Raw genomic sequence first — 24,002 nt, forward strand, 5'->3', positions numbered from 1 at the left:
TGCTAGGGTGGCGACAGCACGGCGTCGGGCCGCAACTCCAGCACCTCAGCCATGCGCACCAGGTCGGCCAGCGTGCGGGCCTCCATCTTGCGCATCGCCGATCCGCGATGGATTTTCACCGTGATCTCGCTCAGCTCCAGCGTGCCGGCGACCTGCTTGTTCATCTTGCCGGCGGTGACTAACGTCATCACCTGCTTTTCGCGCATGGTCAGCTGCGCGAAGCGGGAGCGGATCGCGTCGGTCTGCCCATCGCTAGCGCGCCGGCCCCGGTCACGGTCGATCGCGGCACCGACTGCATCGAGCATATCCTGGTCGCGGAACGGCTTGCTCAGGAAATCGACAGCGCCCGCCTTCATGGCCCGCACCGTCATCGGTATGTCGCCATGGCCGGTCATCAGCACGACCGGCAGCCGGACGCCCAGGCCGGCAAGCTGTTCCTGGAAATCGAGGCCGCTCATCCCGGGCATGCGTACATCGAGCACTAGACATCCCGGCGCATCGGGGCGATCGGCCGCCACGAATTCGGCCGGCGATCCGTAAAGCCGCGTGGCAAGGCCGACGGACCGGAACAAGCCATCCAGCGCCAGCCGCAGCGATTCATCGTCATCAACAATGTGGACGATCGGATCGGTCATGCACTCCCCCAAGCCAAGCAAAATGACGGCGCGCGATGCTATCATCATCGCGCGCCGCCGCAACTGCCGGGAAGGCAGGCCGATCAACTCTCGATAAACGCCAGCAGGTCCGGGTTCACTATGTCGGGATGTGTCGTGCAAAGGCCATGCGGCAGGCCCTCGTACGTCTTGAGCGTTCCATTCTTAAGCAGCTTCACCGACAAGGGCGCCGAATCGGCATAGGGCACGATCTGATCGTCATCGCCATGCATGACCAGCACCGGAACGTCGATCCGCTTCAGGTCGTCTGTGAAATCGGTCTCGCTGAACGCCTTGATGCAGTCATGATGCGCCTTCGCGCCGCCCATCATCCCTTGCCGCCACCAGTTCTGAATGATCCCTTGGTCCACCTTCGCGCCAGGCCGATTATAGCCGTAAAAGGGCCCTGCCGGAACATCCAGGAAGAACTGCGCGCGATTGTCGATCAGAGCCTTGCGGAAGCCGTCGAAAACCTCGATCGGCAGGCCGCCTGGATTATCGGGTGTCTTGATCATGATGGGCGGCACCGCGCCGATCAGCACCGCCTTGGCAACCCGACCCGGGTTCGCCCGCGCCACATAATGCGCGACCTCGCCACCGCCGGTCGAATGGCCGATATGGATCGCGTTTTTCAGGTCCAGCGCGTCGGTCAGCGCGGCGACATCGGCGGCATAGGTGTCCATTTCGTTGCCTCGCCACGTCTGGCTCGATCGCCCATGGCCGCGCCGATCATGCGCGATCACGCGATAGCCGCGCTCCAGGAAAAACATCATCTGATTGTCCCAATCGTCAGCGGACAGCGGCCAGCCATGGTGGAACATGATCGGCGTTGCGTCCGTCGGCCCCCAGTCCTTGTAGAATATTTCTGTGCCGTCGCTGGTCTTGAACATGGTCATGGCAATGCTCCTTTCGATGCGGGATCACTCGGCTGCCATCGGCAGCTCAATGCCTAAGGCACGCGCCACGCCCGCGCCATAGGCGGGGTCGGCGCGGGTGCAGTTGTCGACATGGCGCCGCTGCACCGCGACCGATGCCCCGCCGATCTGCCGAGCGGTGTTTGCGAACAGCCGCTCCTGCTCGGCCGGGCTCATCAGGCGGAACAGCGCGCCGGGCTGCTCCCAATGATCGTCATCGGCGCGGTGGTCCCAATGGTCGGCCGGGCCGTCCAGCTCCATCGCCGGTTCGGGCAGATGCCGGCTGTCCTCCCACACGCCCTGGCTATTGGGAGAGAAACTGAGCGTTGCGCCCAAATTCCCGTCCGTGCGCATCGCGCCGTCTCGATGATAGCTGTGGAACGGGCATTTTGGCGCATTGACCGGAATGGCCTGATGATTGACGCCCAGTCGGTAACGTTGCGCATCGCCATAGGAGAAGAGCCGCGCCTGGAGCATACGGTCGGGCGAAAAGCCTATCCCCGGCACCATGTTGGCCGGGGAGAAGGCGGCCTGCTCGACCTCTGCAAAATAGTTATCTGGGTTGCGGTTCAGCTCTAGTTCGCCGATGGGGATCAGCGGATAATCCGCCTTGGGCCATGTCTTCGTCAGGTCGAACGGATTGTGCCGATGCGCCGCCGCCTGCGCCTTCGTCATCACCTGGATGCAGAGCGTCCAGGTCGGGAAATCGCCCGCTTCGATCGCCTCGAACAGGTCGCGGCCATGACTTTCGCGGTCCGCGCCGATAATGGTGGCCGCCTCTTCGTCGGTCAGGTTCTCGATCCCTTGCCCGCAGCGCAGGTGGAACTTGACCCAAACGATCTGCCCCTCTGCATCGATCAGGCTGAACGTATGGCTGCCAAAGCCATGCATCTGCCGATAGCTGCGCGGGATGCCGCGATCCGACATGGCGATGGTCACCTGGTGCAGCCCCTCGGGTAGCAGGGTCCAGAAATCCCAGTTATTCTGTGCGTTGCGCAGGCCCGTGCGCGGGTCGCGCTTCACCGCGTGGTTTAGGTCGGGAAAACGCAACGGATCGCGAAAGAAAAAGACGGGAGTGTTGTTGCCGACCAGATCCCAATTGCCTTCCTCGGTGTAGAATTTGACAGCAAAGCCCCGGATGTCGCGCTCCGCATCCGCCGCGCCGCGTTCGCCTGCGACGGTTGAAAAGCGGACGAACACGGCCGTCTGTTTGCCGATCCGCGAAAACAGCTTCGCCCGCGTCAGACGGCTGATGTCGTGGGTGACAGTGAAGGTGCCATGGGCGCCCGACCCCTTGGCATGCATCCGCCGCTCCGGGATCACCTCGCGGTCGAAATGAGCGAGCTTCTCAATCAGCCAGACATCCTGCAACAGGGCAGGCCCGCGCCGGCCGGCGGTCAGGATATTGAGATTGTCCACGACGGGCGCGCCATTGGCGTGGGTCAGGACAGGCTTGTCGGTCATGGTTCGGCTCCTCCTTCGTGTCGGGAAGGAATGTGCAGCGCCGGGCTGGCCCAATCCATTGTACGCTTGGTTCCCGCCCTCATACGGAGGTATGAACGGATGCGCGACGCCCACGGAAAAAGCGGTCCGGGCGATCGAACGCCCGCGCCGCCTGCATTTCCCAATTGCGCAGCCTACACCGGCTGCGCATCCACTATGAGCGTCGGGATCAGCTCCGCGACCGTGGGATGGATCGGCACTGCCCAGCGCAACTCGTCTATCGTCCGCTCCGCGCTCATCATGTCGAGGATGCCGTGGATCGCTTCGTCGCCGCCCGTGCCCAGGATCGCCGCGCCCAATATCATCCGCGTCTCCGCGTCGGCGACCAGCTGCATCAGGCCGATCGTTTCCCCCTTCTCGATCGCGCGGCCTACCCTGCTCATCGGCCGGGTCGACACCAGCAGCGGCCGCCCGCTCGCCTTCGCCTGCGCTACGGTCATGCCCACGCGGCCCAAAGGCGGATCGGTATAGAGCGCATAGCCGGGCACCCGCTGGCTCACGCGCCGATCCTCGCCATCGAGCAGGTTCGCGGCGACGATCTCGAAATCATTCCACGCCGTATGGGTGAAGGCCCCGCGCCCATTGCAGTCGCCCAAGGCCCATATTCCGTCCGCGCTCGCCTCCAGCCGGTCGTTGACAGTGATATAGCCGTGCGCATCCAACTCGATCCCGGCGATCTCGAGCCCGAGATCATCTGTATTGGGCCGCCGCCCGGTCGCGAGCAGCACATGGCTGCCGATCACTTTGGGCGGCCCGCCCTGGCAATCCAAGCCGACCGCTACACCACCTTCTGCCGGCGACAGCGCGATGCAAGTGGCCCCGATCCGTATCGCGACCCCTTCGGCCTCCAGCATCGCGTGGATTGCCGCGCTGATCTCCTCATCCTCGCGGCCGATCAGGCGGGGGCCCGTCTCCACGATCGTGACGGCCGCGCCGAACCGGCGGAACATCTGCGCAAATTCCACCCCGATATAGCTGCCGCCGACCACGACAAGATGCTGCGGCACGGTCTCCAGCGCCAATATGCCGGCATTGTCGAGTGTCGGCACGCTGCCGATGCCGGTCAGGTCGGGCCGCGCGGGGCGGCCGCCTACGTTCAGGAATATGCGCGGTGCAGTGATCCGCCGGTCGCCGACCACCATCTCCTTCGGTGCCACGAAACGCGCATGGCCCCGGATCAGCGTCAGGCCGGCCATGCCCTCGAGCCAGTGCTCATTATTGTGGCGCGATCGGGCGGCGATATCCTGTGCCCGCCGCACCACCGCCGCCAGATCGACCGACACCGACCCGGCCGACACGCCGAAATCGGCCGCGCGCCGCGCGATGTGGGCGGCATGGGCGCTGGCGACCATCGCCTTGGTGGGCGTGCAGCCGGTGTTGACGCAGGTGCCGCCGATCCGGTCGCGCTCAACCAGCGCCACGCGTATACCCGCACCGGTCAGCCGCCCGGCCAGTGCCGGCCCCGCCTGCCCCGCACCAACCACGATCGCATCGAACCGCTCCGTCACAACGGCACCGCTATCAGCGCCGCGCCGCCAACGGCCACCGCGTCCTCTATCAGCGCCGCCGGCCGGTCCGCACCGAAGACGCGCGCCAGCGCGCTGCGTGCAGTCGCGCCGCCATAGGTGCCGATCACGGCACCCGCGATTCCGGCCGCCAGCCCCGCGAACAGCATGCCACCGCCTGCGCCGATCGCAGCGCCCGACAGGCCGCCCATGATCAGCCGCGTGGCGAACTGCACAGGCACCTTGCGGCTCGGCGTGGCGGGCAGCTGGTCGGTGACGAGTTCCGCCAGCGCCAGCGCGGTGAACACCCAGGGCGTGTAGCGCCAGCCGAGAAAGGCGAGCCAGCTCCCGTCCAAGCCAACCAAGCGGCTATGCACCGCCCAGCTGATGGCGGCGGGCGCAATCATCGCGCGCAAGCCAGCGACCACGCCGATGGAAAGCGCAAGGATGAGGATCATGACGCATACTCCCTGTTCTCGAAGCTTCAGCTGTTCTGCACGAAGCTCTTGATGATGTCCGCCGCCAGCGCCGGATATTGATGCTGCGGCCCGTGCCCGCTGTCGGGGAAGGTCACCACAAAGAGCGTCGGCCACTGATCGTTCAGCGCATACCAGTTTTCGACCGGGAAGATGATGTCATGATCGCCCGACAGCGCCAGCACCGGAATGTCGGTGGACCGATAGAATGCCTGATAAGCACCGTCCGGATCAGGGAAGGGCGTGCTGGGGTCCGTGTTCGCCTCCACCGAATCGATAAAGACCTGCGGATCGGTCGGATCATCGTGCACCACGCTACGCGCGGCGATCCGGGCGAGCGACTGGTCGGCGAGCGCACGGCTGCGCGCGCTGTCGGGCTCGAAGAACAGGATATATTCCTCGCGCGTACCATATTCTCGCATCCAGGCGGTTTCGAAGAACAGCTTCTCGAACGACTTTGACATCAGCCCGGGCGGCATGGTGCCGATCGCGAGGACATGGCTGACCTTCTCCGGGCGGGTCGCGGCGAACACCTGTGCTGCAAAGCCGCCCAGCGACCAGCCCGCGATGATCAGCTTCTCGATGCCCAGCGCGGTGACCAGGTCATCGACATCCTGTGCCATGTCGGCTTTGGCATAGCTCGCCTTGCCAGTCGAACCGCCCAGGCCGCGATAGTCGAAGATGGTGACGGTGAAATTCTCCGCCAGCAAGTCCAGGAACAGCGGATCCCACACGTCCATCGTGCCGCGAAACCGCACGCACAGCACCAGATCGGGGCCGCTGCCGAAACGGCGATAGGCGATGCGGCGGTCGCCGACCTTCACAAACTGATTGGGTGCGCTGAGCGCGGTCTGGTGATCTAGGACGATGCTCATGGACGTGCTCCTTCAGGGGCAGGGCTTTGGGGCGACAAGGCGCCGATCAGCTCTGCCGTGGTGGTGATGTGATGGGCGTAAGTCGGCCCGTTGATCTCATGGGCGCAGGCCATGGCTTCACCGCTCGCCGCGGCGGTCGCGTCGCGCACCAGCGTCACATGATAGCCAAGCTCGACGGCAAATTTGCCGGTGCTCTCCAGGCAGGTGTTGGCGATCAGCCCGACAAGGATCACATGGGTAACCCCCCTCTGCTTCAGCAGCGTGTCGAGATTGGTGCCGGCAAAGCCGCTGCTACCCCAATGTTCGGTCGCGATCAGGTCGTCCGGTTGCGGCACGAAGTCGGGATGCCATTCCCCGCCCCAACTTCCCGCCGCGAATATCTGCTGCTCATAGCGGGCGAGCATATAGGGATTGGGATGCTTCCACCCGTCCAGATCGCCCGGCCGCCAGCGATGATGGGGAACGAAGACGATCTGGACACCCGCGGCGCGCATGGCACCAACCACCCGGCGAAGATTGTCATGCAGGCCGACCTGCCGGGCGACGTCGGCGACGATCGGCCAGAGCTTGCCTTCTAACGCCAGGAAGTCGTTATAGGGATCGACCAGCAGCAGCGCCGTACGCGTGGGCTCGATACAATCGTTCGCCATAGACTATGTCCTCCGCTGCAACCCGGAGCGGGCTGCGGCAGGAAGAATGGCAGATCATTGCCGCCAACCAATTGTGCGAGCGGATGGCTGGCTTAAACCTTGGTATGATCAAGCGGCTTGGCGAACCAATTGATCGGCCTTGCGCCCGGAGAAAGGGTGCGTTTTTGGTAGAAGCCGTTAGATAGAAAAATTGCCAGACAAGCGAGTATGGGCCTCGTACCCCTCTGCTATTCAATTGCGGTACATTTGAGGGTACAGGTGCCAATGTCCTTTCACGACTAAGAATTCCAACAATTGGTAGAATCCGACTTTGAGTCCTCTTCTGCTCGACCGGCACCGATTGTGCCCCGATTTAACCCTGCTGTTTCGAAGCGCTAAATGCGCTTGCTTTCGGGGTGCAGTCCGCACCCGGGGCGGTGTACACGCAAGCCCGAAGAGATGTCCGATCAGCGAGCTGTGGCCTCGAAGATTTTCAGGTCGCGTTCCAGCCGCCATTGCCGCTCGGCCTTGGGACTGGCTGCCAGGAATGCCTTGCACGTCGGCGCATCGGGTGCAGCGCAGGCGGCAACCAAAGGCCCGCCCGCGCGATCCTGCCAGAGGCTCGGCCCTTCAAGGAAAGCATATTGGAGTCCGTCGCGCGCAATTTGTTTGAGATCGCGATAGCGAAGCCCTTGCTCGACGACGGCGCGCAGATATTCGTTGGTCATGTCGCTGCGCGATACCCCTTCGTCGTCGGTTGATAGCACCACCGGCACACCAGCCTCGCGGTAGAGCGAGAGGGGGTGCGCCGCGCCCTTCACCCCCAAAATCACGGCATTGCTGGTAAGGTTGATCTCCACTGCGATCCTGTCCCGCGCCATACGCTGGAGCAGCGCGGCCGCATCGGTTTCATAGCTGATGTCGATGCCGTGGCCGATGCGGTTGGCCCCCGCCACCGTCACGGCGTCATGTATGTGGAAGGCCAGATCGCGGGAGGGCACCAGCCCCAGCGACAGTTCGCCAGCGTGGAGCGACAACCTGACTTTGGGATAGCGCGCCTTCAGGAAGGCGATCATCGCCATGTGCAGCCGATAGTCACGGATCGCGACGGGATCGTGCTCAGGTGCCGCGATATTGACGCCCACGAAGCGCGGGTCGACGTCGGCCGTGGCGAAGGCAAGCGCGAGCTGGGCGAACACCTGGGCTGGTGGCACGGTACGCAACGCGGTGAACAGATAGCGCATCGGCACATCGCAGGCGGGCGTCGGCATCGCGCCGCCGCAGCCATCGGCCTTAGCCATTTCCGCGTCATAGCCATCATAATCGGCGGTCACTTGTCGCACGACATCGGGCAGGAGGGGGGCGATCCGGGCGTAAAGCGCGGCCAAGTCGCCCGGGTCCGCGCTGCCGAACTTTGCCGCCAATGTCCCAGCGACGCGTGATCCGCTCGACAATTCGAGATAGGATACATGGTCCGCCGACGCCTGTCGCCGCGCTAGCGTCAGCACTTCCCCCACGTGGCGCGAATAGGCTGGACCGAACCGATCAAAGGTCGAAAAGAACCGGTCATAGCCCGCGACTGTCGGGTCGCCCGTCCCGGCCTCGAACCCGCGCGTCGAAAAAGCGTCGATGGCAGCGGCATAGCGCGGATAGTCGCGCTCCAGGCCTGCGGCGGGAATGCGGCCCGGCGCGTCACATGGGGGTTCGACCAGCTTGTAGCTGTCCGTCATCAGGCAAAGCCCGTCTGACGCCGCCCAGCGAAGATAGTCCTCGGCGAAATTGGCGCCGCCGGCATGATTATGCAGGTCGCCGCCCTTGGGCATGGCTTGAAGGAAAAGGCGCAGGCGAGGTGGGCTGGCCGCTATGCCGTCCATATAGGCGGCGGTGCGCGCTTCGTCGGACACGGGCGGCGTCTCCGCCGATACCGCAGTCGCGCTCAGCAGCAGCGCTGCGATCCATCTCGTCAAGCCTGTCATGTCACCCCCCAAACGAACAAGCACCGCGATGCGCTGTGACGGTCCCTCCGCGGCGCTTCAATCACGATATTGCGCACGTGACATTGCGTTTATTCGATCGGGCAGGGCCATTGCCGCCTAATTTTTACATCGCCTCGTCGCGATAACGGCAATGGACGTTGCGCTGTATCCTCCATAGTCCAGCGCGGACGAGCAGACTGCGGATATCGCTGCGCTGCCCGTCCTGCTTATCGAAAGGGAGTTTGACGGGTGCCGACAAGGCGGCGGGATTGGCGGCTATGACCGGCGTATTGTGGCCGAGATACGCGTTTGCGTTCGCCGCGCTGACGCTTGGCGCTTCGGTTGTCAGCCATTCGCAGGACGCGCCGACAATGCCCTCCGTTCCGGCGTCTGCAAGCGCGCACAGCCCGCCCGACATCATTAGTGACTATTGCGGGCGATGCCATAATGACGACGATCGGATCGCCGGCCTATCGCTCGACGACCTGCGCACCGCCGATTTGGAGTGGGGCAAACATGTCGAGGAATGGGAGAAGGTGCTGCGCCGGGTCAGCCTGGGCGAAATGCCGCCGCTCAATAAACCGCAGCCCGATCCGGCCCAGCGCGCCGCCTTCGTCTGGTGGCTGGAAAAGTCGCTGGACGATTATGCCGCCGCCCATCCCGATCCGGGCCGCGCGACCATCCGCCGGCTCAATCGCGTCGAATATGCCAATGCCGTGCGCGACCTGCTGGCGCTCAAGATCGATATGTCACGCGAACTGCCGCAGGATAATTCGGGCTATGGCTTCGACAATATCGCCGATGTGCTGAGCGTCTCGCCGACGCTGATGGACCGCTATATCGCGGTCGCGGGCAAGGTCGGGCGGATGGCGACGGGACTTGCCTCGGCAAGGCCGTTCGTCACCAGCTATGAGCTGCCCAAGGACGGATCGATCATGAATGGCGGCCGCCCCGCCTATAATGAGCAGGCGAGCGACGATCTGCCGCTGGGCTCGCGCGGCGGCGGTGCTTTCACCTATTTTGCGCGGCATGACGGCACGTACGAGATCAGCGGCTGGCTGAACGCCAACACCAATAACGAGACCGACCGGCTGCCCGAGGACAAGGTGAGCGTGCGGGTGCCAATGAAGGCAGGCGCGCATGTCGTGGGCCTGTCCTTCCGCCGGCGATTGGCCCCTGAGGAGAGCGTGCAGACGCTGCGCAACGATCTGGACAAGGTGCCGATGCCGACCGCCGCGCCGCAGATGCTGCCGATGGACGTCTCCATCGACGGCAAGGTGGTGAAGACTGTGGCGGTGCCGTCCTATCGTCTGTCGCCCCGCTATGCCCAGCAGAACTACCCGCGCGACGTGTTGCAGATCGATGTCGCGGGGCCGTTCGCGCCGAAGGGGGCAGCGCGCACGCCCAGCCGCGACCGCGTCTTCCTCTGCAATCCAAAGGGCGAGGCGGCGCAGACGGCTTGTGCGCGGCGCATCCTGGGATCGCTAGCGCGGCGCGCCTATCGCCGGCCCGTGACCGATGCGGATCTCGCGCCGCTGATGCGCCTCTATGCCGCTGAGCGGGCGCGGAGCGATTTCGAGCATGGCATCGAGGCGGGGCTGGAGGCGATCCTGGTGTCGCCGAACTTCCTGTTTCTGGTCGAAGGCGATCCGAAGGGCAGCGCGCCCGGCAGCGTCCACGCGGTCAACGATCATGAACTGGCGTCACGCCTCTCCTTCTTCCTGTGGAGCAGCATTCCCGACGACATATTGCTGGACCTGGCCGACAAGGGGCAGCTGCGCGATCCGGCCGTTCTCGACGCGCAGGTGACGCGGATGCTCGCCGATCCCAAGGCACAGGCGCTGACCACCAATTTCGCCGGGCAATGGCTCTATCTGCGCAACCTCGACCAGCAGCGGCCCGATATCAGCGTGTTCCCCAAGTTCGATGCGCGGCTACGCAGCGCCATGGGACAGGAAACGGCGATGTTCTTCAGCTATGTGCTGCGCACCAACCGCAGCCTGCTGGACTTCATCTCCGCCAATTACAGCTTCATGAACCAGCGGCTGGCCGATCATTACGGCATCGGCGGCGTCAGCGGGCCAGCGATGCGGCTGGTCGGTCTGCCCGCCGGTTCAAACCGGGGCGGACTGCTCGGGCAGGCGAGCATCCTGACCGTCACCTCCTATGGCAATCACACGTCGGTGGTGAAGCGCGGCAAGTGGATTCTCGACAATATGCTAGCCGCCGCCCCGCCGCCGCCGCCGCCCGATGTGCCCGCGCTCAAGGAAACGCGGGATGGCCGGCTGCTGACTGCGCGCGAGCAGCTGGAGATGCACCGCGCCGACCCCGCCTGTTCCGGATGCCATGTGAAAATGGACCCGCTTGGCTTCGCGCTGGAGAATTTCGACGCGATCGGCGGCTATCGCCGGATGGATGCAGGGCAGGCGATAGACGCCTCCGCCGTCCTGCCCGACGGCACGAAGTTCGCCGGCATCGGCGGTCTTCGGGAGGTGCTGATGGCACGCAAGGATCAGTTTACCGCCGCCTTCACAGAACGGCTGCTGACGTACGCGCTGGCGCGGGGTCTGACCGGCCGCGACATGCCGATGGTGCGGGGCATTTCCCGGGCGGCGGCTGCGGACGGCTATCGCATCCAGACGATCGTGCGCGGCATCGTGAAGAGCGACGCCTTCCTCCTGCGAAAGACCCCGCAATCATGAGGCTGATCCGCAATCCCATTGATCGGCGCACGATGCTGCGCGGCCTCGGCGCGACGATGGCGCTGCCATTCCTGGAGGCGATGATGCCGAGCGCGAAGGCAGCCGACCTCGCGGCCCGGCCCAAGCGCCTCCAGATATTCTATTCTCCCAACGGCATGATGATGAAGGATTTCGTGCCAAAGGAGACGGGCGCTGGCTTCACCCTGCCATCGACGCTGGAGCCGCTGGCCGCGCATCGGGAGCGGATCGCCGTCGTCACCGGCCTCGGCCATCCGCAGGCCGCCGCGATGGGCGATCGGCCGGCCGGGCATGGCCGTTCCTGCCCCGCCTTCATCACCGGGGTGCATGTGAAGCAGACCGAAGGAACCGACATACGCTGCGGCGTGTCGATGGATCAGGTCTTCGCCGATCACCTGGGCGACGCGACGCAGATCAGTTCTCTGGAGCTAGGCATCGATCAGGCCAGCCTGCTCGGCAGCTGCGACATTGGCTATAGCTGCGCCTACACCAACGGCATCAGCTGGCGCAGCCCGACCGTGCCGTTGCCCGTCACCGCCAACCCGCGCGACGTATTCGAGCGGCTGTTCGGCGACGGCGAGACCCTGGACGAGAAGGGGCGGATCGCGCAGCTGCGCCGCCAGACCAGCATCCTCGATTTCGTGATGGAGGATACGGCGCGGCTCACCCGCGACCTCGGCATGGCGGACCGCGCCAAGCTGGACGAATATCTAACCGCCACCCGCGACATCGAAAACCGCATCCAACGGGCCATGACATCGCCGGTGACGGCAAGCGCCGGCGACATGGTCCAGCCGGCCGGCATTCCCGACAGTTTCGACGCGCATGTGCGGTTGATGATCGACCTTCAGGTGCTGGCGATGCAGGCGGACATCACCCGCATCGGCAGCTTCATGATCGGCCGCGAGCTTTCCAACCGCACCTATCCCGAGATCGGCGTGCCGGACAGCCATCATATGCTGAGCCATCACGGCAACAACCCGGACAAGATGGAGAAGCTGGCGAAGATCAATCGACATCATATGAGCTATTTCGCTTATTATCTGGATCGGATGCAGGCGGTGAAGGATGGCGACGGCACCCTGCTGGATCGTACGCTGGTGCTGCGCGGCTCGGCCTTCGGCGATCCCAACGATCACGACCATATGGACCTGCCGGTGATCGCGGCTGGCGGCCTCATCAGGGGCGGGCGGCACATCGCGGCGGAAAAGGGCACGACCATGTCCAACCTGCTGCTTGCGGGCCTCCATCTGCTTGATGTGCCAGCCAAGGCGATCGGCGATAGCAACGCGCCGTTCGGAGCATTGACCGATGGCTAGCCATGCGCAGAACGGCCGTCATTCCGGCGAAAGCAGGAATCCATCTCCAGTCCTTTCGTCTAGATGCAAGGGTCGGAAATGGTTTCCTGGCCTCGCGGGGATGACGTTGATGTTTTGGGGGAGCCTCGCCCAGGCTCAGGGGCCGCTCCTCGACGCGATCAAGGCGAATGATGTGGCTGGTGTGACCAGCGCGCTCGTGACCGGGGCCGATCCGAACGAGAGGCTTGGCTTCGGCGCGACCCCGCTCGCCTGGGCGGTCAGCCGGCAGAATCCCGATCTGGTGCGGGCGCTGCTCGCCGGCGGCGCAAGGCCAGACACGGCCAGCGCCGACGGGGTGACTCCGCTCGCGCTGGCCTGCGAGCTGGGCGATGCCGGGATTGTATCGCAATTGCTCGACGCCCATGCCGATGTCGGTGCCGCTCGGCCGGATCGTGTCACTCCGCTCGCCATTTGCGCGCGTTTTGGCCCGGCGGACGCGGTCGCACGGATGCTCGCGGCCGGCGCGCCTGCGGACAAGTCCGACGCCATGGGGCAGACGCCCCTGATGTGGGCCGCGTCCTCAGGCCGGGTCGAGGCGATCGTACCACTGATCAAGGCCGGTGCCGATGTGAATCGCGTGTCGAAGGGCGGCTTCACGCCCCTGTTCTTCGCGATCCGCAAAGGGTCTGTTCCCGCCTGCGAGGCCTTGCTGGCGGCGGGCGCGAAGGCCGATTATCGCGGGCCAGAGCGGACGAGCGCGCTGCAGCTCGCGCTCTACCAGCATCATTATGCTGCTGCCTTGCTGTTCGTGGGGCAGGGCGGTGATCTTGCCGAGCGGGACCGGGAGGGACGACAGCCGCTGCATGTCGCTGCGTCGGGGGGTGACGCTGCCCTGGTGGCCGCGATGCTGGCGAAGGGCGCGGACGTGAACGGCCTCACTGGCTCGACCAGCATCAAATGGGTGACCGAAGCGAATTTCGGCGTCCCGCCTCCGCCGGTTCCGCCGACGCCGCCTTTGTTGATGGCGGCCGCTGGCGGCCATGCGGCTGTCATGCGACAGCTGGTCGACGCTGGCGCCAAGACGGATTTCATCGCTGCGGACGGGACCAACATCCTGCTGGCGGCTGCAGCCGGCAGTAATGTCGAGGCGCTCGATTATGCGCTGACGCTTGCGCCCGATGCCAATGTCGCCGATGCCGCCGGCGCGACGCCGTTGCACGTACTGCTCTATGGCGGGCCGCAGCCGGCGCTCGAACCCATGCTGCGCCTGCTGGCGGCGCATGGTGCGCGCACCGACATCGCGACCAAGCGCGGCGCGACGGCGGCGCAGATGGCCGAAAAGGGCCTCAGCGAAGTCAAGAACATCTTCCTCAAAATATTTCCACCGCCGGCTGCGACCACCCTCGCGACCGCACAGAAATAGATCAACAAGGACATTGGGCAGACAGGCATGAGCATATTTGTAATCACCCGCCGCATCGCGCTTCCGCTGACGGTTTTGACCTTGGCTGGCGCGCTTGGCGCAGCGCCGACGGACCCCAAGGCCACGCGGCAGGCGAGCTTCAAGAAGATGGGCGCCGCGATGAAAGTGTTGAAGGAACAGCTCGCCAGCGGCTCTCCTGCCAAGCCGGCGATGCTGGCAGCAGCCCAAACGGTTGCCGCCACCGCCAGGCAGCAGGGTGCCCTCTTCCCAGCCGGCAGCGGCGCGGGCACGGATGCCTTGCCCGCCATCTGGACGCAGAAGGCGACCTTCGACGCACAAATGGCCAAGCTGGTCGCGGAATCGGGCAAGCTGGTGACGGTCGTCAACGGCGGCAACGTCGATGCCATCGGCGCGCAGTTCAAGACTGTCGGCGGCACCTGCGCAGGCTGTCACAAGCAGTTCCGCGCGGATAACTGAGGCGCGAGCGATGAAGCCGACCCTACAGCCTGTTTGGGATCTGCCGCTCCGCCTGTTCCACTGGCTGCTCGTCGGGCTCCTCGCCTTCTCCTGGTGGAGCGGCGAGAATCACGAGATGGAATGGCATCGCTGGTCGGGCTACGCGATTCTCTTCCTGCTCGTTTTCCGTCTCTACTGGGGGCTGGTCGGCGGAACGACCGCCCGCTTTGCGCATTTCGTGCGAGGGCCCCGCGCGGCATATGCCTATCTCCGCGGCTTGGAAAGACCGGACATTGGTCATAACCCACTAGGCGGCTGGAGTGTGCTGGCGATATTGATCGTAATGGTGACGGCCGGACTGTTCGCGGTCGATGTCGATGGCCTCGAATCAGGGCCGCTTGCCGATTATGTCAGCTTCGATGCAGGACGCTGGGCTTCGGACATGCATAGCCTGATCTTCAACCTGCTGCTTGGATTGATCGCGCTGCATGTTGCGGCCATCCTCTTCTACCAAGTAGCGCGCCGGCGGAACCTAATCGGACCCATGATCACCGGCGGCACGACGACAATCGACGGATCAACTGCCGTGCCGCTTGGGACGTCCGCCTGGAGAGCCCTAATAGGCCTGCTAATTGCAGCCGCGGTCACCTATTTTGTGTCGGAAGGCCTGCATTTCTGACCGGAATCCCCTATTCTGCCGGGGCTGCCAGAGGCTGCGGAGGCTGATCGGGCACCAGCAGGTTGAGGACCACTGCGATCAGCGCCGCAGGCAGCACGCCCGATGTCAGCACGACCTGGAGCGTATCGGGCAGGTGGGAAACCGCATCAGGCTCAAGTTCCAACCCGATGCCGACGGACAGTGCCACGCCGAAGATCAGCATGTTGCGCTGAGTCCAGGCGACCCCCGACAGGATCGACAGCGCGGCCGACGCAACCATGCCGAACATCACGATCACCCCGCCGCCCAGCACCTCGATCGGGATGGTGGTGACCAAGGCGCCGACCTTGGGCGCGAGGCCGCATGCGACCAGGAAGAGCGCGCCGATCGTCACGATGTGGCGGCTCATGATGCCCGTGATGGCGATCAGGCCGACATTCTGGCTGAAGCTGGTATTCGGCATGGCACCGAACATGCCGGCGATCGCCGTGCCCATACCGTCGGCGCAGGTCGCCCCAATCAGTTCCCGGTTGGTCGCCGGCCGGCCCGCACCATTTTCACAGATCGCCGACACCGCGCCGATCGATTCGATCGCGGAGATGAAGCCCATCAGCACGAAGCCGAGTATAGCCGAGGCGGACAAGGCGAAGCCGAAACGGAAGGGCGAAGGCAGCATGAACCAGGGTGCCAAACCGACCGGCGCGAGCGACACGCGCCCCAGCAGCGCCGCCGCCGCATAGCCGGCGGCTAGCCCCAGTAGCACCGAAGCGGTCGACCAGATGCCGCGGCCGAAGAAGCTGAAGCCGAGCGTCGTGAACACCACAATTCCCGCCAGCATCCAGCTGATGCCGGCGCCGTAAGCAGGCGTACCATGAGCGGGGACGCCGCCGGCGGCATATTGCACCCCGACGCGCATTAGCGACAGGCCGATCATCAGCACGACCAGCCCCGTGACCATGGGCGGCAGTGCAAAGCGTATGCGGCCGATGAAGAAGCTGACGCCCATATGGAACAGCCCGCCGAATATCGCGGCAGTGGTCAGTTGCGCCATGGCGGCGACGCCCTGACCGGCGACGATCGGGATCATCACCGGCAGGAAAGCGAAGCTGGTCCCCTGCACCAGCGGCAGCCGTGCGCCGGCCGGGCCGATGCCGATCGTCTGGATCAGGGTGGCGACCCCGGCGAACAGCATCGCCATCTGGATCATGTAGATGAGCGAGCTGGCATCGGGCGATCCGAAGCCGAAGCCCGCCGCACCAGCAACGATGATCGCGGGCGTCAGGTTGCTGACGAACATTGCCAGTACATGCTGGATGCCGAGGGGCAGAGCGACGGTGAGGTTGGGAAAATGGTCGGGATCGCACGCTTGATCGGCCGTCATCACACCGGCGTGGAACGATGTGTTCAGCGCGGGAGGGGGCGGAGCGTGCATCAGGCGGCTTCCATCAGGCGGACGAGCGAACGGTCGGCGGCGCGCAGGATGTCGCGGCGGCTGGCCTGCGCCAGTTCGCCGTCGCGCACGACCGCGCGCCCCTCGACGAATACATCGCGCGCGCCCGAGGGCGGGGCGAGCAGCAGCGCCGCCACCTTGTCCCATGCGCCGGCGGAGGGGATGTCTGCGACGTCCCACAGCACGATATCGGCGCGCTTGCCCGGCTCAAGCGATCCGCAATCGGACCGCCCCAAGATCTGCGCCCCGCCGCGCGTCGCCAGGAACAATGCGTCGCGCGAATCGAACGCCGAAGGCCCGCCGATCGCGCGCTGGAGAAGCATCGCCTGCCGCGCTTCGAGCAGCAGGTGCCCGCTGTCGTTCGAGGCGGAGCCGTCCACGCCGATGCCGACCGGCACATCCTGGGCGACCATGGCGCGGAGCGGCGCGATGCCCGATCCAAGGCGGCAGTTGGAGCAGGGGCAATGGGCGACGCCGGTCTTCGTCCGCGCGAACAGGTCGATCTCCTGCGCGTCGAGCTGCACGCAATGGGCGTGCCAGACATCCGGTCCGGTCCAGCCCAGTTCCTCCGCATATTGGCCCGGCCGGCAGCCGAAGCGCTCCAGGCTGAAGGCGACATCGTCGGCGTCCTCGGCCAGATGGGTGTGCAGCATCACGCCCTTGTCGCGCGCGAGCAGGGCGGCGTCGCGCATCAGGTCGCGGCTGACCGAGAAGGGCGAGCAGGGCGCGACGCCGACCCGCACCATCGCACCGTCCGCTGCATCATGGAAGCGGTCGATCACGCGGATGCAGTCGTTGAGGATCGCGTCCTCGCGTTCCACCAGGCTGTCGGGGGGCAGGCCGCCGGCGCTTTCGCCAACGCTCATCGCGCCGCGCGTCGGGTGGAAGCGGATGCCGATGCCCCGCGCGGCAGCGATCGTATCGTCCAGTGTCACGCCATTCGGGAAAAGATAGAGATGATCGCTGCTCATCGTGCAGCCCGACAGCGCCAGTTCCGCCAGGCCAAGCTGGGTCGCCGCGAACACATCGTCGGGCGTGTAGCGGGCCCAGATCGGATAGAGGCGCTTCAACCAATCGAACAACGACGCATTGATCGCGCCGGGCAGCGCCCGCGTCAGCGACTGGTAGAGATGGTGATGGGTGTTGACGAGGCCGGGAGTCACGACGCAGCCAGTGGCGTCGATCACTTCATCGGCGTCCGGGACGAGAGCGGTCAGTTCCGCCGTTGTCCCGACTGCTTCGATGGCCCCATCGCGAAAGGCCAGCGCACCGCCCACAATTTCGCGCCGCCGGTCATCCATGGTGACGATTATGTCGGCATTGCGGATGACCGTCAGGGTCATTCGGGCGGCGCCTTTTCGTAACGGTCCCAATGGCCGACCAGTTGATCGATCACCTTCGATCCCACTATGTAGAGGCTCTCCAGCGACGCCTTCATGCCGGCATAGCCTTCATTCTCGCGCAGCAGATAGTCGGCGGCGGCGACGCCCGGCGGGGGCATGGAGAAATTGCTGCCCGACCGCAGCACCAGCACGCGGTCTCTGTCCACCTTCTCGATCTTGTCGAGATAGGTGATCGCCTGGAGTGTGCCCGTCTCTTCCATGGCGGAGGTCACGAACTCACCCTTGCCGCTGGTCGAATAACGCACCCAGTCATTCGCCCAACCTGTGAGCAGCTTGCCATGCCAGAAGGTCATGGCGGAGAGTTGATCGCCCATCAGCACGAAGGGCGGCTTCTGGGCGTTGGGGTAGCCGGAATAGCGGGCGCGCTCCTTGGCGATACCCCGATCGTCGGGCAGCTTCATGTCCTTGGTCAGCGCATAGGCCCAGTCGGTGAGCTTGGGATTGAGCGCGAAAACACGGCCTTCGGTGATGGGCGGACTCCTGTCGTCCGGCCCCTGCTTGTCGAGGGGAAAGAAGCCCGATTTCCAGCCTTTGGGAATTTCACGCGCGTCGATCTCATGCGCCAGATCGCCGTCGACGCTGTAGCGCGCCCAGGCGGCCGATCCGATCGACGCGTCCTGCGGGTCGATGCCGGCGATACCCGCGACCAGCCAATAGGCGTGCGAAAGGTCGAACCGCGGGTCCAGGCCCAGCGCCATCACGCCGGTGCCTGACCGCGCCGTCCCCACGCCTGTCACCATCGCCAGGATGCGGCTGTCGGGATTGTAGTAGAGGTCGTGATAGCCTTGCGGAAAGGGGATGCGGATATCGAGCTTACGCCGTTCTTTCCACAGCTGGAATTCGCCGGGCGCGTCGCCGGTGTCCGCGCCGATTTCGAACATGGTGACGATGACGACCCGGACGGGAAGCGGCTGGGAGCAGGGCGCGCCGGGCGCGCAGTCGGTAGCGGGCGGAGTTTGTGCGTGACTCGGCAGGGGTAGGATGATTGCTGCGAGGATCGGGAGGATGCGCATCAATCGGAACATTCGTGGCTATCCTCCAGCCGGCAAGGGGCGTGCTGCTGCTTCCGCAGGAACACCGTGTTGAGCAAGGGGCACCCGCAAGCAGGTGCCCCCCCGCTCATCAGAATTTGTAGACCGCCGATGCCTGGAAGCTGCGCGGACGTTCCGGGAGGACGATGGTGCTGCCGAACAATTCGGTGAAGTTGGCGCGGAAATATCTCTCGTTGGTCGCATTCTTGACGACCAGGCGGAAGAGGAACGGCCCGGTCTCGAAGGATGCGCCAAGATCGACGGTCGTGTAGGCTGGGAGCTTCACGGCTTGGCTCTGGCCCGAATAGACCGAGTCGACATGGACGGCGCTGGCCGATAGCGCGAGGCCGAAGTCGAAGGCATAGGTCGCTGTAGCCGAGAACATGTTTTCAGGGATGCCCGCGCGCTTGGAATCGCTCTTGCTGTTGATCGGAACAAGGCCGATCGGCTGGCCACCCAGATAGAGATAGGGATTGCTGACGTTCACCAGATCTTCGATACCGAAGAAGCTGAACAGCGTACCGCTCTCAAGTGCGGTCAGGTTATAGACATTGGTGTGGGTGTAGGCGCCAGTGATCAGCAGGTGCTTGTCCACCGACCAGCGGAATTCCGCTTCCAGACCCTTGGTTTCGACCGCCTGGTTGACCGTGATGGACTGGACGTTGAAGTCGTTGCGCTTCTGCTTGTAGACCGAGACGGCGGCATAGAGGGTGTTGTCTAGCCAGCTTCCCTTGATGCCCCCCTCATAGAGTTTCGACGCGGAGATGAACGTGTTGGTGGCGGCAAGGTCGGGATAGATTTCCGCACCCTGGCCGGCGATCACGACCGACTGCTTGGCGATCGTCGCGTAGGGAATGAGGCCAAAGGGGAGCTTGTAGGAGGCGCTGCCGGAATAGGACCACGCGCCCTTGCTGCCGCTGCCATTGTTGATCGCCGGGATAGCGGCGGCTTCCATCTTCGACGTCAGGTTGGTGGCCTTGACGTCGAAATGGTCGTAGCGAGCGCCCAGCGTCAGATCGAGGCCGAAGGCGAAATCGAGATCGGCCAGACCGGCAAAGGCGAGGTCCGAATAATGGCCGACGACGTAGCTCGTGTAATCGCAGTCGCATTCGGTCGACAGCAGGCGATCGGACAGGGCGTTGTAGCCCACGGTCAAATCAACGCGGTGGAAATATTCATAGTTGAAGTCGTCGCCATGGGCGAACTTGGTATAGCGCACCGACGGCGAGAGCTGGAACGAGAATTTACCCGCCTTGTTCTCGAAGGTCTTGGACGCGACGATCTTGTCCTCGATCACCCAGCTGTCATGGAACTGGGAAAAGCCATAGGCATTTTCATTGAGGTTCTCATAGCTGTCGTAGAACCACTGGTTCTTGAGTTCGAAACCGCTGTCGGATGTGTAGATCGCGTCGAAATAGAGCGCGGTGCCCCTGTTGTTCAGCTTGTCGTCCTTGCCCGTCAGCGTGTCGCGGCGGCTGAGCTTCGCCGTCCCGGTGTTGACGAGGTTGAGCGCATTGAAGCCGCCCGGCCCGAAGCATGCGTCGGTAAATCCGGTCGCGAACGGGCTGAACGTGCTGTTGGGGCAGCCGAAGTTGCCGAAGATCGAGAAGCCGCCGGGAATGACGGCGTTGATCTCGCCCTGCGACATCTGGCCGTCGCCATTGGTGTCCACGGGCTGCGCCTGGCCGGTCAGATAGGTGCCGTTATCGACCAGATCCTGGGTAAGGCGGTTCCAGCCGCCATTCTGCTGGCCCTTGTAATTCTGATACTGGCCGCCCCATTCGATCCGCACATGGTCGGATAGGTCGGTGTCGAAGGACGCCTGCAATATATATTGCTTGGTCCCCATGTTGCGATAGTAGCTGCCGTCGTCCTCATATTGGCCGAACAGGCTGTACCCGAACTCCTGTTCGCCGATCTTGAGCGGCCCGGAAATTTCGCCCTTGGCGATGTTCATGTCCCAACTGCCGCGCGTGTAGCTGATTTCGCCCGATGCCTTGTCGCGCAGTTTGCCATCGGCGACGCGCGCGGACTTGGGCACGAAGTTCATATAGCCGCCCGTCTTGGACGGGCCGTAGATGGGAGAGGCCGGGCCGCGCACGATGTCGATGCGATCGGACGCTGCGATCGGGGTCGGATAGTTGCCCGGATTGTCCAGGCGGCGCATGCCCCGGAAATAGACTTCGCCCGGCGTACCGCGAATGTCGAGCGCGCCGCCGACGCCGAAAAAGCTGTTCGTGAAGGTGCCCGGCGCCTGTGCGACGAGGTCGTAGATGTCGGTGATGCCGAAACGCTCGATCTGTTCCTTCGAGATGGTGGAGGCGGAGCGCGGCGTTTCCACGATCGTCTTGTCGAAGCCGAAGATGGAGCCGACATTCTTAATCGGCAGCGCGTCAAGTGCGCCGGTGACGATGATCTCATCGGTCGGTTCTTCGGCAGGGGCGGGGGTCTGTGCAAATGCCGGCGCCGTCAAGGCCGTGCAGGCAAGAAGAGCAGCTGTAATGAGGGGGTATGGAGCAAGCCGTACGGATTTTTGCGATGCAGGATTCTGTTCGAGCGTCTTCAAATGCATAGTCATTATGGTCGTACCCCCCTTTGACCGTCGAGCGCTGCCCAGTGACAATGCCCCGCGGCTCTTTTCCCCTGATCTCCTCTCCGTCGTCTTGGCCGAATGTCGCCGCGCATGGTTGGATGCTGCGGGAAATTTTACGGGCAATGCTCTGCGCCGCACTGATCTCAGCGCAGTTCCGCTTTGCGCATAACATGCCGCAACAGGAGTTAGGGGCTTGACGCGATGCAAGCAAATGCCATGAACTCGACGCTGCGTTGCAAAAAATAGGTTGGGTGTGCCCGCTCTTTCCCGCTTTCTCCGCTATTTTCTAGCCGTTGGACGGCTGGGTTCGATTCGGCGCGCGGCGGACGAATTGAACGTCTCGGCCTCCGCGATCGACCGCCAGATATTGAATGTGGAAGCAACGCTTGGAATGCCGCTCTTCGAGCGCCTGCCGAGCGGCCTTCGCCTGACCGCGGCAGGCGAGATCATGATGGCAGCTGGCGGCAAATGGCAGAAGAATCTAGCTGATGTCGTCGCTCAGATAGAGGATCTGCGAGGCCTGAAACGGGGCCATGTGGAAATCGCCGTCATCGACGCCCTGGCGAAGGGCTATATCCCCTCCGTCATCCAGTCGATCCAGGGCAAATATCCCGGCATCAGCATTGGCGTCAGAGTGCTGGAAAACGACCTTGCGCGGCAAGCGACGGCGCGGGGCGAGGTGGATTTCGGCATTTTCTTCGATCCGCAGAGCTATCGCGATCTGGCGGTGCGGGCCTTCGTCGATGTGGTGCTGGGGTTCGTGACTCCGAGCGGCCATCCCTTCGGCGCGAAACGCGAGGCGCGCTTTTCGGCCTGTAGCGGGTCGAAGCTGATTGTACCGGCCCAGCCGCTCGCCGTCTATGAGCAGATTTCGGTGCTGGAAGGTACGACGGGCGTGGTCATGGAAAGGGCCGTGTCGTCCGACAATATCCAGATGATCACTTCGATCGTTTTGCAAGGCGTCGGCGTTGGCATATTGACGTCACTGGACGTCATTACTGAGGTACGGCGCGGCCTCTTGTCCTTCACCCGCATTTCCGACCCGATCTTGCGCCCGATGACGCTGGGCCTGTGCACGGCGTCGGCTCGAACGCCCTCCTATGCCGCGGCGATGATGCTCCAGGAGATTGAGAACGGCTTCAGCCAACTCAGCTATCCGTTGTCGATCGAGGGGCCGGGGGAGCTTTAGTTTTTGATTTGCGCGATTTCCGAGTCATCAGATGATTTCATCTGATTAGAAATCGCTTTAAACTTTTGTCGTGCGGCGATTGCCCAAAGCTTGCCGACCCGATAGCGGCGAATTTCCAGAGTTAACGGATTCGCGTCATGAGCATAGAGGCAGCCCCTGAACTTCACTACATCACCGACGCGGCGTTTCTGGCTGATGTCAGAAGCGTCGCGCGACAGATCGGCGAGAGTGACTGGAAGCCCGATTTCGTAATTGGCATCGGGCGCGGTGGCCTCGTCCCGGCGGTCTATATCTCGCATCATGCCGACCTGCCGATGCTGTCGATCGATCACAGCTCCAAGGTGCCCGGCTTTGCCGACGAACTGCTGGCGAAGGTCGCCGCCAAGAGCGCGGCCGGCGTGAAGCTGCTCTTCATCGACGACATCAACGACAGCGGCGGCACCATCGCCTATGTCCGACGGCTGTTGCAGGACAATGATTGTGAAGGCGCGAACCTGCGCTTCGCCGTCCTTATCAACAACAGCCGGTCGCGCGCGACCGTCGATTATTGGGCGCAGATGATCGACCGGGAGGACGACAAGCGCTGGTTCGTTTTTCCCTGGGAGGCGGTCGGCACGCGCAACACGATCATCGAGGAAGCGCTGTCGGTGCCGGAGCGTCTCGCCTGATGCGGATCTGCGTCTATCTCGGCTCTTCGCCCGGCCGCTCGCCCGTCTATGCCCAAGCGGCCGAACGGGTCGGAGCGCTGCTCGCCGAACGCGGGATCGGCCTCGTCTATGGCGGTGGGACGGTCGGGCTGATGGGGATCGTCGCCGATGCGGTCTGCGCCGCCGGGGGCGAGGTGATCGGCGTCATTCCCGAAGCGTTGCGCGCGCGCGAGCATGACCATCAGGGCATAACCGAACTGCACGTCGTCAAGACGATGCACGAGCGCAAGGCGATGATGGCGAAGTTCGCCGACGGTTTCCTCTGCCTGCCCGGCGGTATCGGCACGCTGGAGGAGATATTCGAGGCCTGGTGCTGGTCACAGCTTGGCTATCATGAAAAGCCCTGCGGCCTGCTCAACGTCAACGGCTTCTATACGCCGATGGCGCGGTTCATCGATCAGGTGGTGGAGGAAGGCTTCCTCCAGCCGCGCCATCGCGCGATGCTGTTGGTGGACGACGATCCGGGCGTATTGCTTGACCGGATGGCGCACTATCTGCCGCCCAAGACAGAGCATTGGCTGGGCGCGGACGACGTCTGACGCG

At 64.0% G+C, this 24,002-nt stretch carries 20 protein-coding genes; 8 read left to right on the plus strand and 12 right to left on the minus strand.

Annotated elements, in window-relative coordinates; genetic code table 11:
- Positions 1 to 2 precede the first annotated feature (2 nt).
- From ACFQ24_RS16065 to ACFQ24_RS16100, 8 genes are all read right to left on the minus strand, one after another.
- On the minus strand, positions 3 to 635 hold the full coding sequence (locus tag ACFQ24_RS16065; protein ID WP_380913020.1) for a response regulator transcription factor: 633 nt from the start codon (positions 633 to 635) through the stop codon (positions 3 to 5).
- A gap of 83 nt (positions 636 to 718) precedes the next feature.
- Positions 719 to 1,549, minus strand: coding sequence for an alpha/beta fold hydrolase (locus tag ACFQ24_RS16070; RefSeq protein ID WP_380913022.1), 831 nt, complete (start codon positions 1,547 to 1,549; stop codon positions 719 to 721).
- A 24-nt stretch (positions 1,550 to 1,573) separates the two neighbouring features.
- Entirely contained in the window at positions 1,574 to 3,031 is a 1,458-nt protein-coding gene (locus ACFQ24_RS16075; RefSeq protein ID WP_380913024.1) for a catalase, read from the minus strand.
- A 173-nt stretch (positions 3,032 to 3,204) separates the two neighbouring features.
- Positions 3,205 to 4,578, minus strand: coding sequence for an FAD-containing oxidoreductase (locus ACFQ24_RS16080; protein ID WP_380913026.1), 1,374 nt, complete (start codon positions 4,576 to 4,578; stop codon positions 3,205 to 3,207).
- Positions 4,575 to 5,033, minus strand: a complete 459-nt coding sequence (locus tag ACFQ24_RS16085; RefSeq protein ID WP_380913028.1) for a DUF4126 domain-containing protein — start codon at positions 5,031 to 5,033, stop codon at positions 4,575 to 4,577. Before ACFQ24_RS16085 ends, ACFQ24_RS16080 begins: the two co-directional genes overlap by 4 nt.
- A gap of 26 nt (positions 5,034 to 5,059) precedes the next feature.
- On the minus strand, positions 5,060 to 5,926 hold the full coding sequence (locus ACFQ24_RS16090) for an alpha/beta fold hydrolase (RefSeq protein ID WP_380913030.1): 867 nt from the start codon (positions 5,924 to 5,926) through the stop codon (positions 5,060 to 5,062).
- Positions 5,923 to 6,576, minus strand: coding sequence for an isochorismatase family cysteine hydrolase (locus ACFQ24_RS16095; RefSeq protein ID WP_380913032.1), 654 nt, complete (start codon positions 6,574 to 6,576; stop codon positions 5,923 to 5,925). Before ACFQ24_RS16095 ends, ACFQ24_RS16090 begins: the two co-directional genes overlap by 4 nt.
- A gap of 446 nt (positions 6,577 to 7,022) precedes the next feature.
- Entirely contained in the window at positions 7,023 to 8,531 is a 1,509-nt protein-coding gene (locus tag ACFQ24_RS16100) for an adenosine deaminase family protein (protein ID WP_380913034.1), read from the minus strand.
- 278 nt (positions 8,532 to 8,809) lie between these two features.
- Between ACFQ24_RS16100 and ACFQ24_RS16105 the strand changes: the two genes are divergently transcribed.
- The 5 genes from ACFQ24_RS16105 (at position 8,810) to ACFQ24_RS16125 (ending at position 15,107) form a co-directional block, all read left to right on the plus strand.
- Entirely contained in the window at positions 8,810 to 11,233 is a 2,424-nt protein-coding gene (locus ACFQ24_RS16105; protein ID WP_380913036.1) for a DUF1592 domain-containing protein, read from the plus strand.
- A complete protein-coding gene (locus ACFQ24_RS16110) occupies positions 11,230 to 12,570 on the plus strand; it encodes a DUF1552 domain-containing protein (RefSeq protein ID WP_380913038.1) in 1,341 nt (446 codons plus the stop codon). Before ACFQ24_RS16105 ends, ACFQ24_RS16110 begins: the two co-directional genes overlap by 4 nt.
- A 100-nt stretch (positions 12,571 to 12,670) precedes the next feature.
- Complete coding sequence (locus ACFQ24_RS16115; protein WP_380913040.1) at positions 12,671 to 13,972, plus strand: ankyrin repeat domain-containing protein; 1,302 nt, start codon at positions 12,671 to 12,673, stop codon at positions 13,970 to 13,972.
- Between the two features lie 27 nt (positions 13,973 to 13,999).
- Positions 14,000 to 14,449: a c-type cytochrome gene (locus ACFQ24_RS16120; protein WP_380913042.1), complete on the plus strand. Its 450-nt coding sequence runs from the start codon at positions 14,000 to 14,002 to the stop codon at positions 14,447 to 14,449.
- Positions 14,450 to 14,459: 10 nt separating this feature from the next.
- Positions 14,460 to 15,107: a cytochrome b/b6 domain-containing protein gene (locus ACFQ24_RS16125; protein WP_380913044.1), complete on the plus strand. Its 648-nt coding sequence runs from the start codon at positions 14,460 to 14,462 to the stop codon at positions 15,105 to 15,107.
- Between the two features lie 10 nt (positions 15,108 to 15,117).
- Here the strand turns inward: ACFQ24_RS16125 and ACFQ24_RS16130 are convergent, their stop codons facing one another.
- The 4 genes from ACFQ24_RS16130 to ACFQ24_RS16145 all read right to left on the minus strand — a co-directional run bounded on the left by ACFQ24_RS16130 (position 15,118) and on the right by ACFQ24_RS16145 (position 21,542).
- Complete coding sequence (locus ACFQ24_RS16130) at positions 15,118 to 16,518, minus strand: uracil-xanthine permease family protein (RefSeq protein WP_380913046.1); 1,401 nt, start codon at positions 16,516 to 16,518, stop codon at positions 15,118 to 15,120.
- Positions 16,518 to 17,879, minus strand: a complete 1,362-nt coding sequence (locus tag ACFQ24_RS16135) for an 8-oxoguanine deaminase (protein WP_380913048.1) — start codon at positions 17,877 to 17,879, stop codon at positions 16,518 to 16,520. Before ACFQ24_RS16135 ends, ACFQ24_RS16130 begins: the two co-directional genes overlap by 1 nt.
- Positions 17,876 to 18,964: a purine nucleoside permease gene (locus ACFQ24_RS16140; protein ID WP_380913049.1), complete on the minus strand. Its 1,089-nt coding sequence runs from the start codon at positions 18,962 to 18,964 to the stop codon at positions 17,876 to 17,878. The genes ACFQ24_RS16135 and ACFQ24_RS16140 overlap by 4 nt, the downstream gene beginning before the upstream one ends.
- Before the next feature lie 97 nt (positions 18,965 to 19,061).
- On the minus strand, positions 19,062 to 21,542 hold the full coding sequence (locus tag ACFQ24_RS16145) for a TonB-dependent siderophore receptor (RefSeq protein WP_380913279.1): 2,481 nt from the start codon (positions 21,540 to 21,542) through the stop codon (positions 19,062 to 19,064).
- A gap of 274 nt (positions 21,543 to 21,816) precedes the next feature.
- Between ACFQ24_RS16145 and ACFQ24_RS16150 the strand changes: the two genes are divergently transcribed.
- From ACFQ24_RS16150 to ACFQ24_RS16160, 3 genes are all read left to right on the plus strand, one after another.
- Positions 21,817 to 22,752 carry a LysR family transcriptional regulator gene (locus tag ACFQ24_RS16150; protein ID WP_380913051.1) on the plus strand — a complete coding sequence of 312 codons (936 nt, stop codon included), beginning with the start codon at positions 21,817 to 21,819 and terminating at the stop codon, positions 22,750 to 22,752.
- A gap of 137 nt (positions 22,753 to 22,889) precedes the next feature.
- On the plus strand, positions 22,890 to 23,420 hold the full coding sequence (locus ACFQ24_RS16155; protein WP_380913053.1) for a phosphoribosyltransferase: 531 nt from the start codon (positions 22,890 to 22,892) through the stop codon (positions 23,418 to 23,420).
- Complete coding sequence (locus ACFQ24_RS16160; RefSeq protein ID WP_380913055.1) at positions 23,420 to 23,998, plus strand: LOG family protein; 579 nt, start codon at positions 23,420 to 23,422, stop codon at positions 23,996 to 23,998. The genes ACFQ24_RS16155 and ACFQ24_RS16160 overlap by 1 nt, the downstream gene beginning before the upstream one ends.
- Positions 23,999 to 24,002 lie beyond the last annotated feature (4 nt).

The sequence above is a fragment of the Sphingobium olei genome (assembly GCF_042678845.1).
Classification (GTDB): Bacteria; Pseudomonadota; Alphaproteobacteria; order Sphingomonadales; family Sphingomonadaceae; genus Sphingobium; species Sphingobium olei.

Bases quoted from the DNA above. Each gene is read 5' to 3' on its own strand.
- ACFQ24_RS16065 (WP_380913020.1), bottom strand. From the start codon at position 635: ATGACCGATCCGATCGTCCACATTGTTGATGACGATGAATCGCTGCGG.
- ACFQ24_RS16070 (WP_380913022.1), bottom strand. From the start codon at position 1,549: ATGACCATGTTCAAGACCAGCGACGGCACAGAAATATTCTACAAGGAC.
- ACFQ24_RS16075 (WP_380913024.1), bottom strand. From the start codon at position 3,031: ATGACCGACAAGCCTGTCCTGACCCACGCCAATGGCGCGCCCGTCGTG.
- ACFQ24_RS16085 (WP_380913028.1), bottom strand. From the start codon at position 5,033: ATGATCCTCATCCTTGCGCTTTCCATCGGCGTGGTCGCTGGCTTGCGC.
- ACFQ24_RS16090 (WP_380913030.1), bottom strand. From the start codon at position 5,926: ATGAGCATCGTCCTAGATCACCAGACCGCGCTCAGCGCACCCAATCAG.
- ACFQ24_RS16095 (WP_380913032.1), bottom strand. From the start codon at position 6,576: ATGGCGAACGATTGTATCGAGCCCACGCGTACGGCGCTGCTGCTGGTC.
- ACFQ24_RS16100 (WP_380913034.1), bottom strand. From the start codon at position 8,531: ATGACAGGCTTGACGAGATGGATCGCAGCGCTGCTGCTGAGCGCGACT.
- ACFQ24_RS16105 (WP_380913036.1), top strand. From the start codon at position 8,810: ATGACCGGCGTATTGTGGCCGAGATACGCGTTTGCGTTCGCCGCGCTG.
- ACFQ24_RS16110 (WP_380913038.1), top strand. From the start codon at position 11,230: ATGAGGCTGATCCGCAATCCCATTGATCGGCGCACGATGCTGCGCGGC.
- ACFQ24_RS16115 (WP_380913040.1), top strand. From the start codon at position 12,671: ATGACGTTGATGTTTTGGGGGAGCCTCGCCCAGGCTCAGGGGCCGCTC.
- ACFQ24_RS16120 (WP_380913042.1), top strand. From the start codon at position 14,000: ATGAGCATATTTGTAATCACCCGCCGCATCGCGCTTCCGCTGACGGTT.
- ACFQ24_RS16125 (WP_380913044.1), top strand. From the start codon at position 14,460: ATGAAGCCGACCCTACAGCCTGTTTGGGATCTGCCGCTCCGCCTGTTC.
- ACFQ24_RS16130 (WP_380913046.1), bottom strand. From the start codon at position 16,518: ATGCACGCTCCGCCCCCTCCCGCGCTGAACACATCGTTCCACGCCGGT.
- ACFQ24_RS16135 (WP_380913048.1), bottom strand. From the start codon at position 17,879: ATGACCCTGACGGTCATCCGCAATGCCGACATAATCGTCACCATGGAT.
- ACFQ24_RS16140 (WP_380913049.1), bottom strand. From the start codon at position 18,964: ATGTTCCGATTGATGCGCATCCTCCCGATCCTCGCAGCAATCATCCTA.
- ACFQ24_RS16145 (WP_380913279.1), bottom strand. From the start codon at position 21,542: ATGCATTTGAAGACGCTCGAACAGAATCCTGCATCGCAAAAATCCGTA.
- ACFQ24_RS16155 (WP_380913053.1), top strand. From the start codon at position 22,890: ATGAGCATAGAGGCAGCCCCTGAACTTCACTACATCACCGACGCGGCG.
- ACFQ24_RS16160 (WP_380913055.1), top strand. From the start codon at position 23,420: ATGCGGATCTGCGTCTATCTCGGCTCTTCGCCCGGCCGCTCGCCCGTC.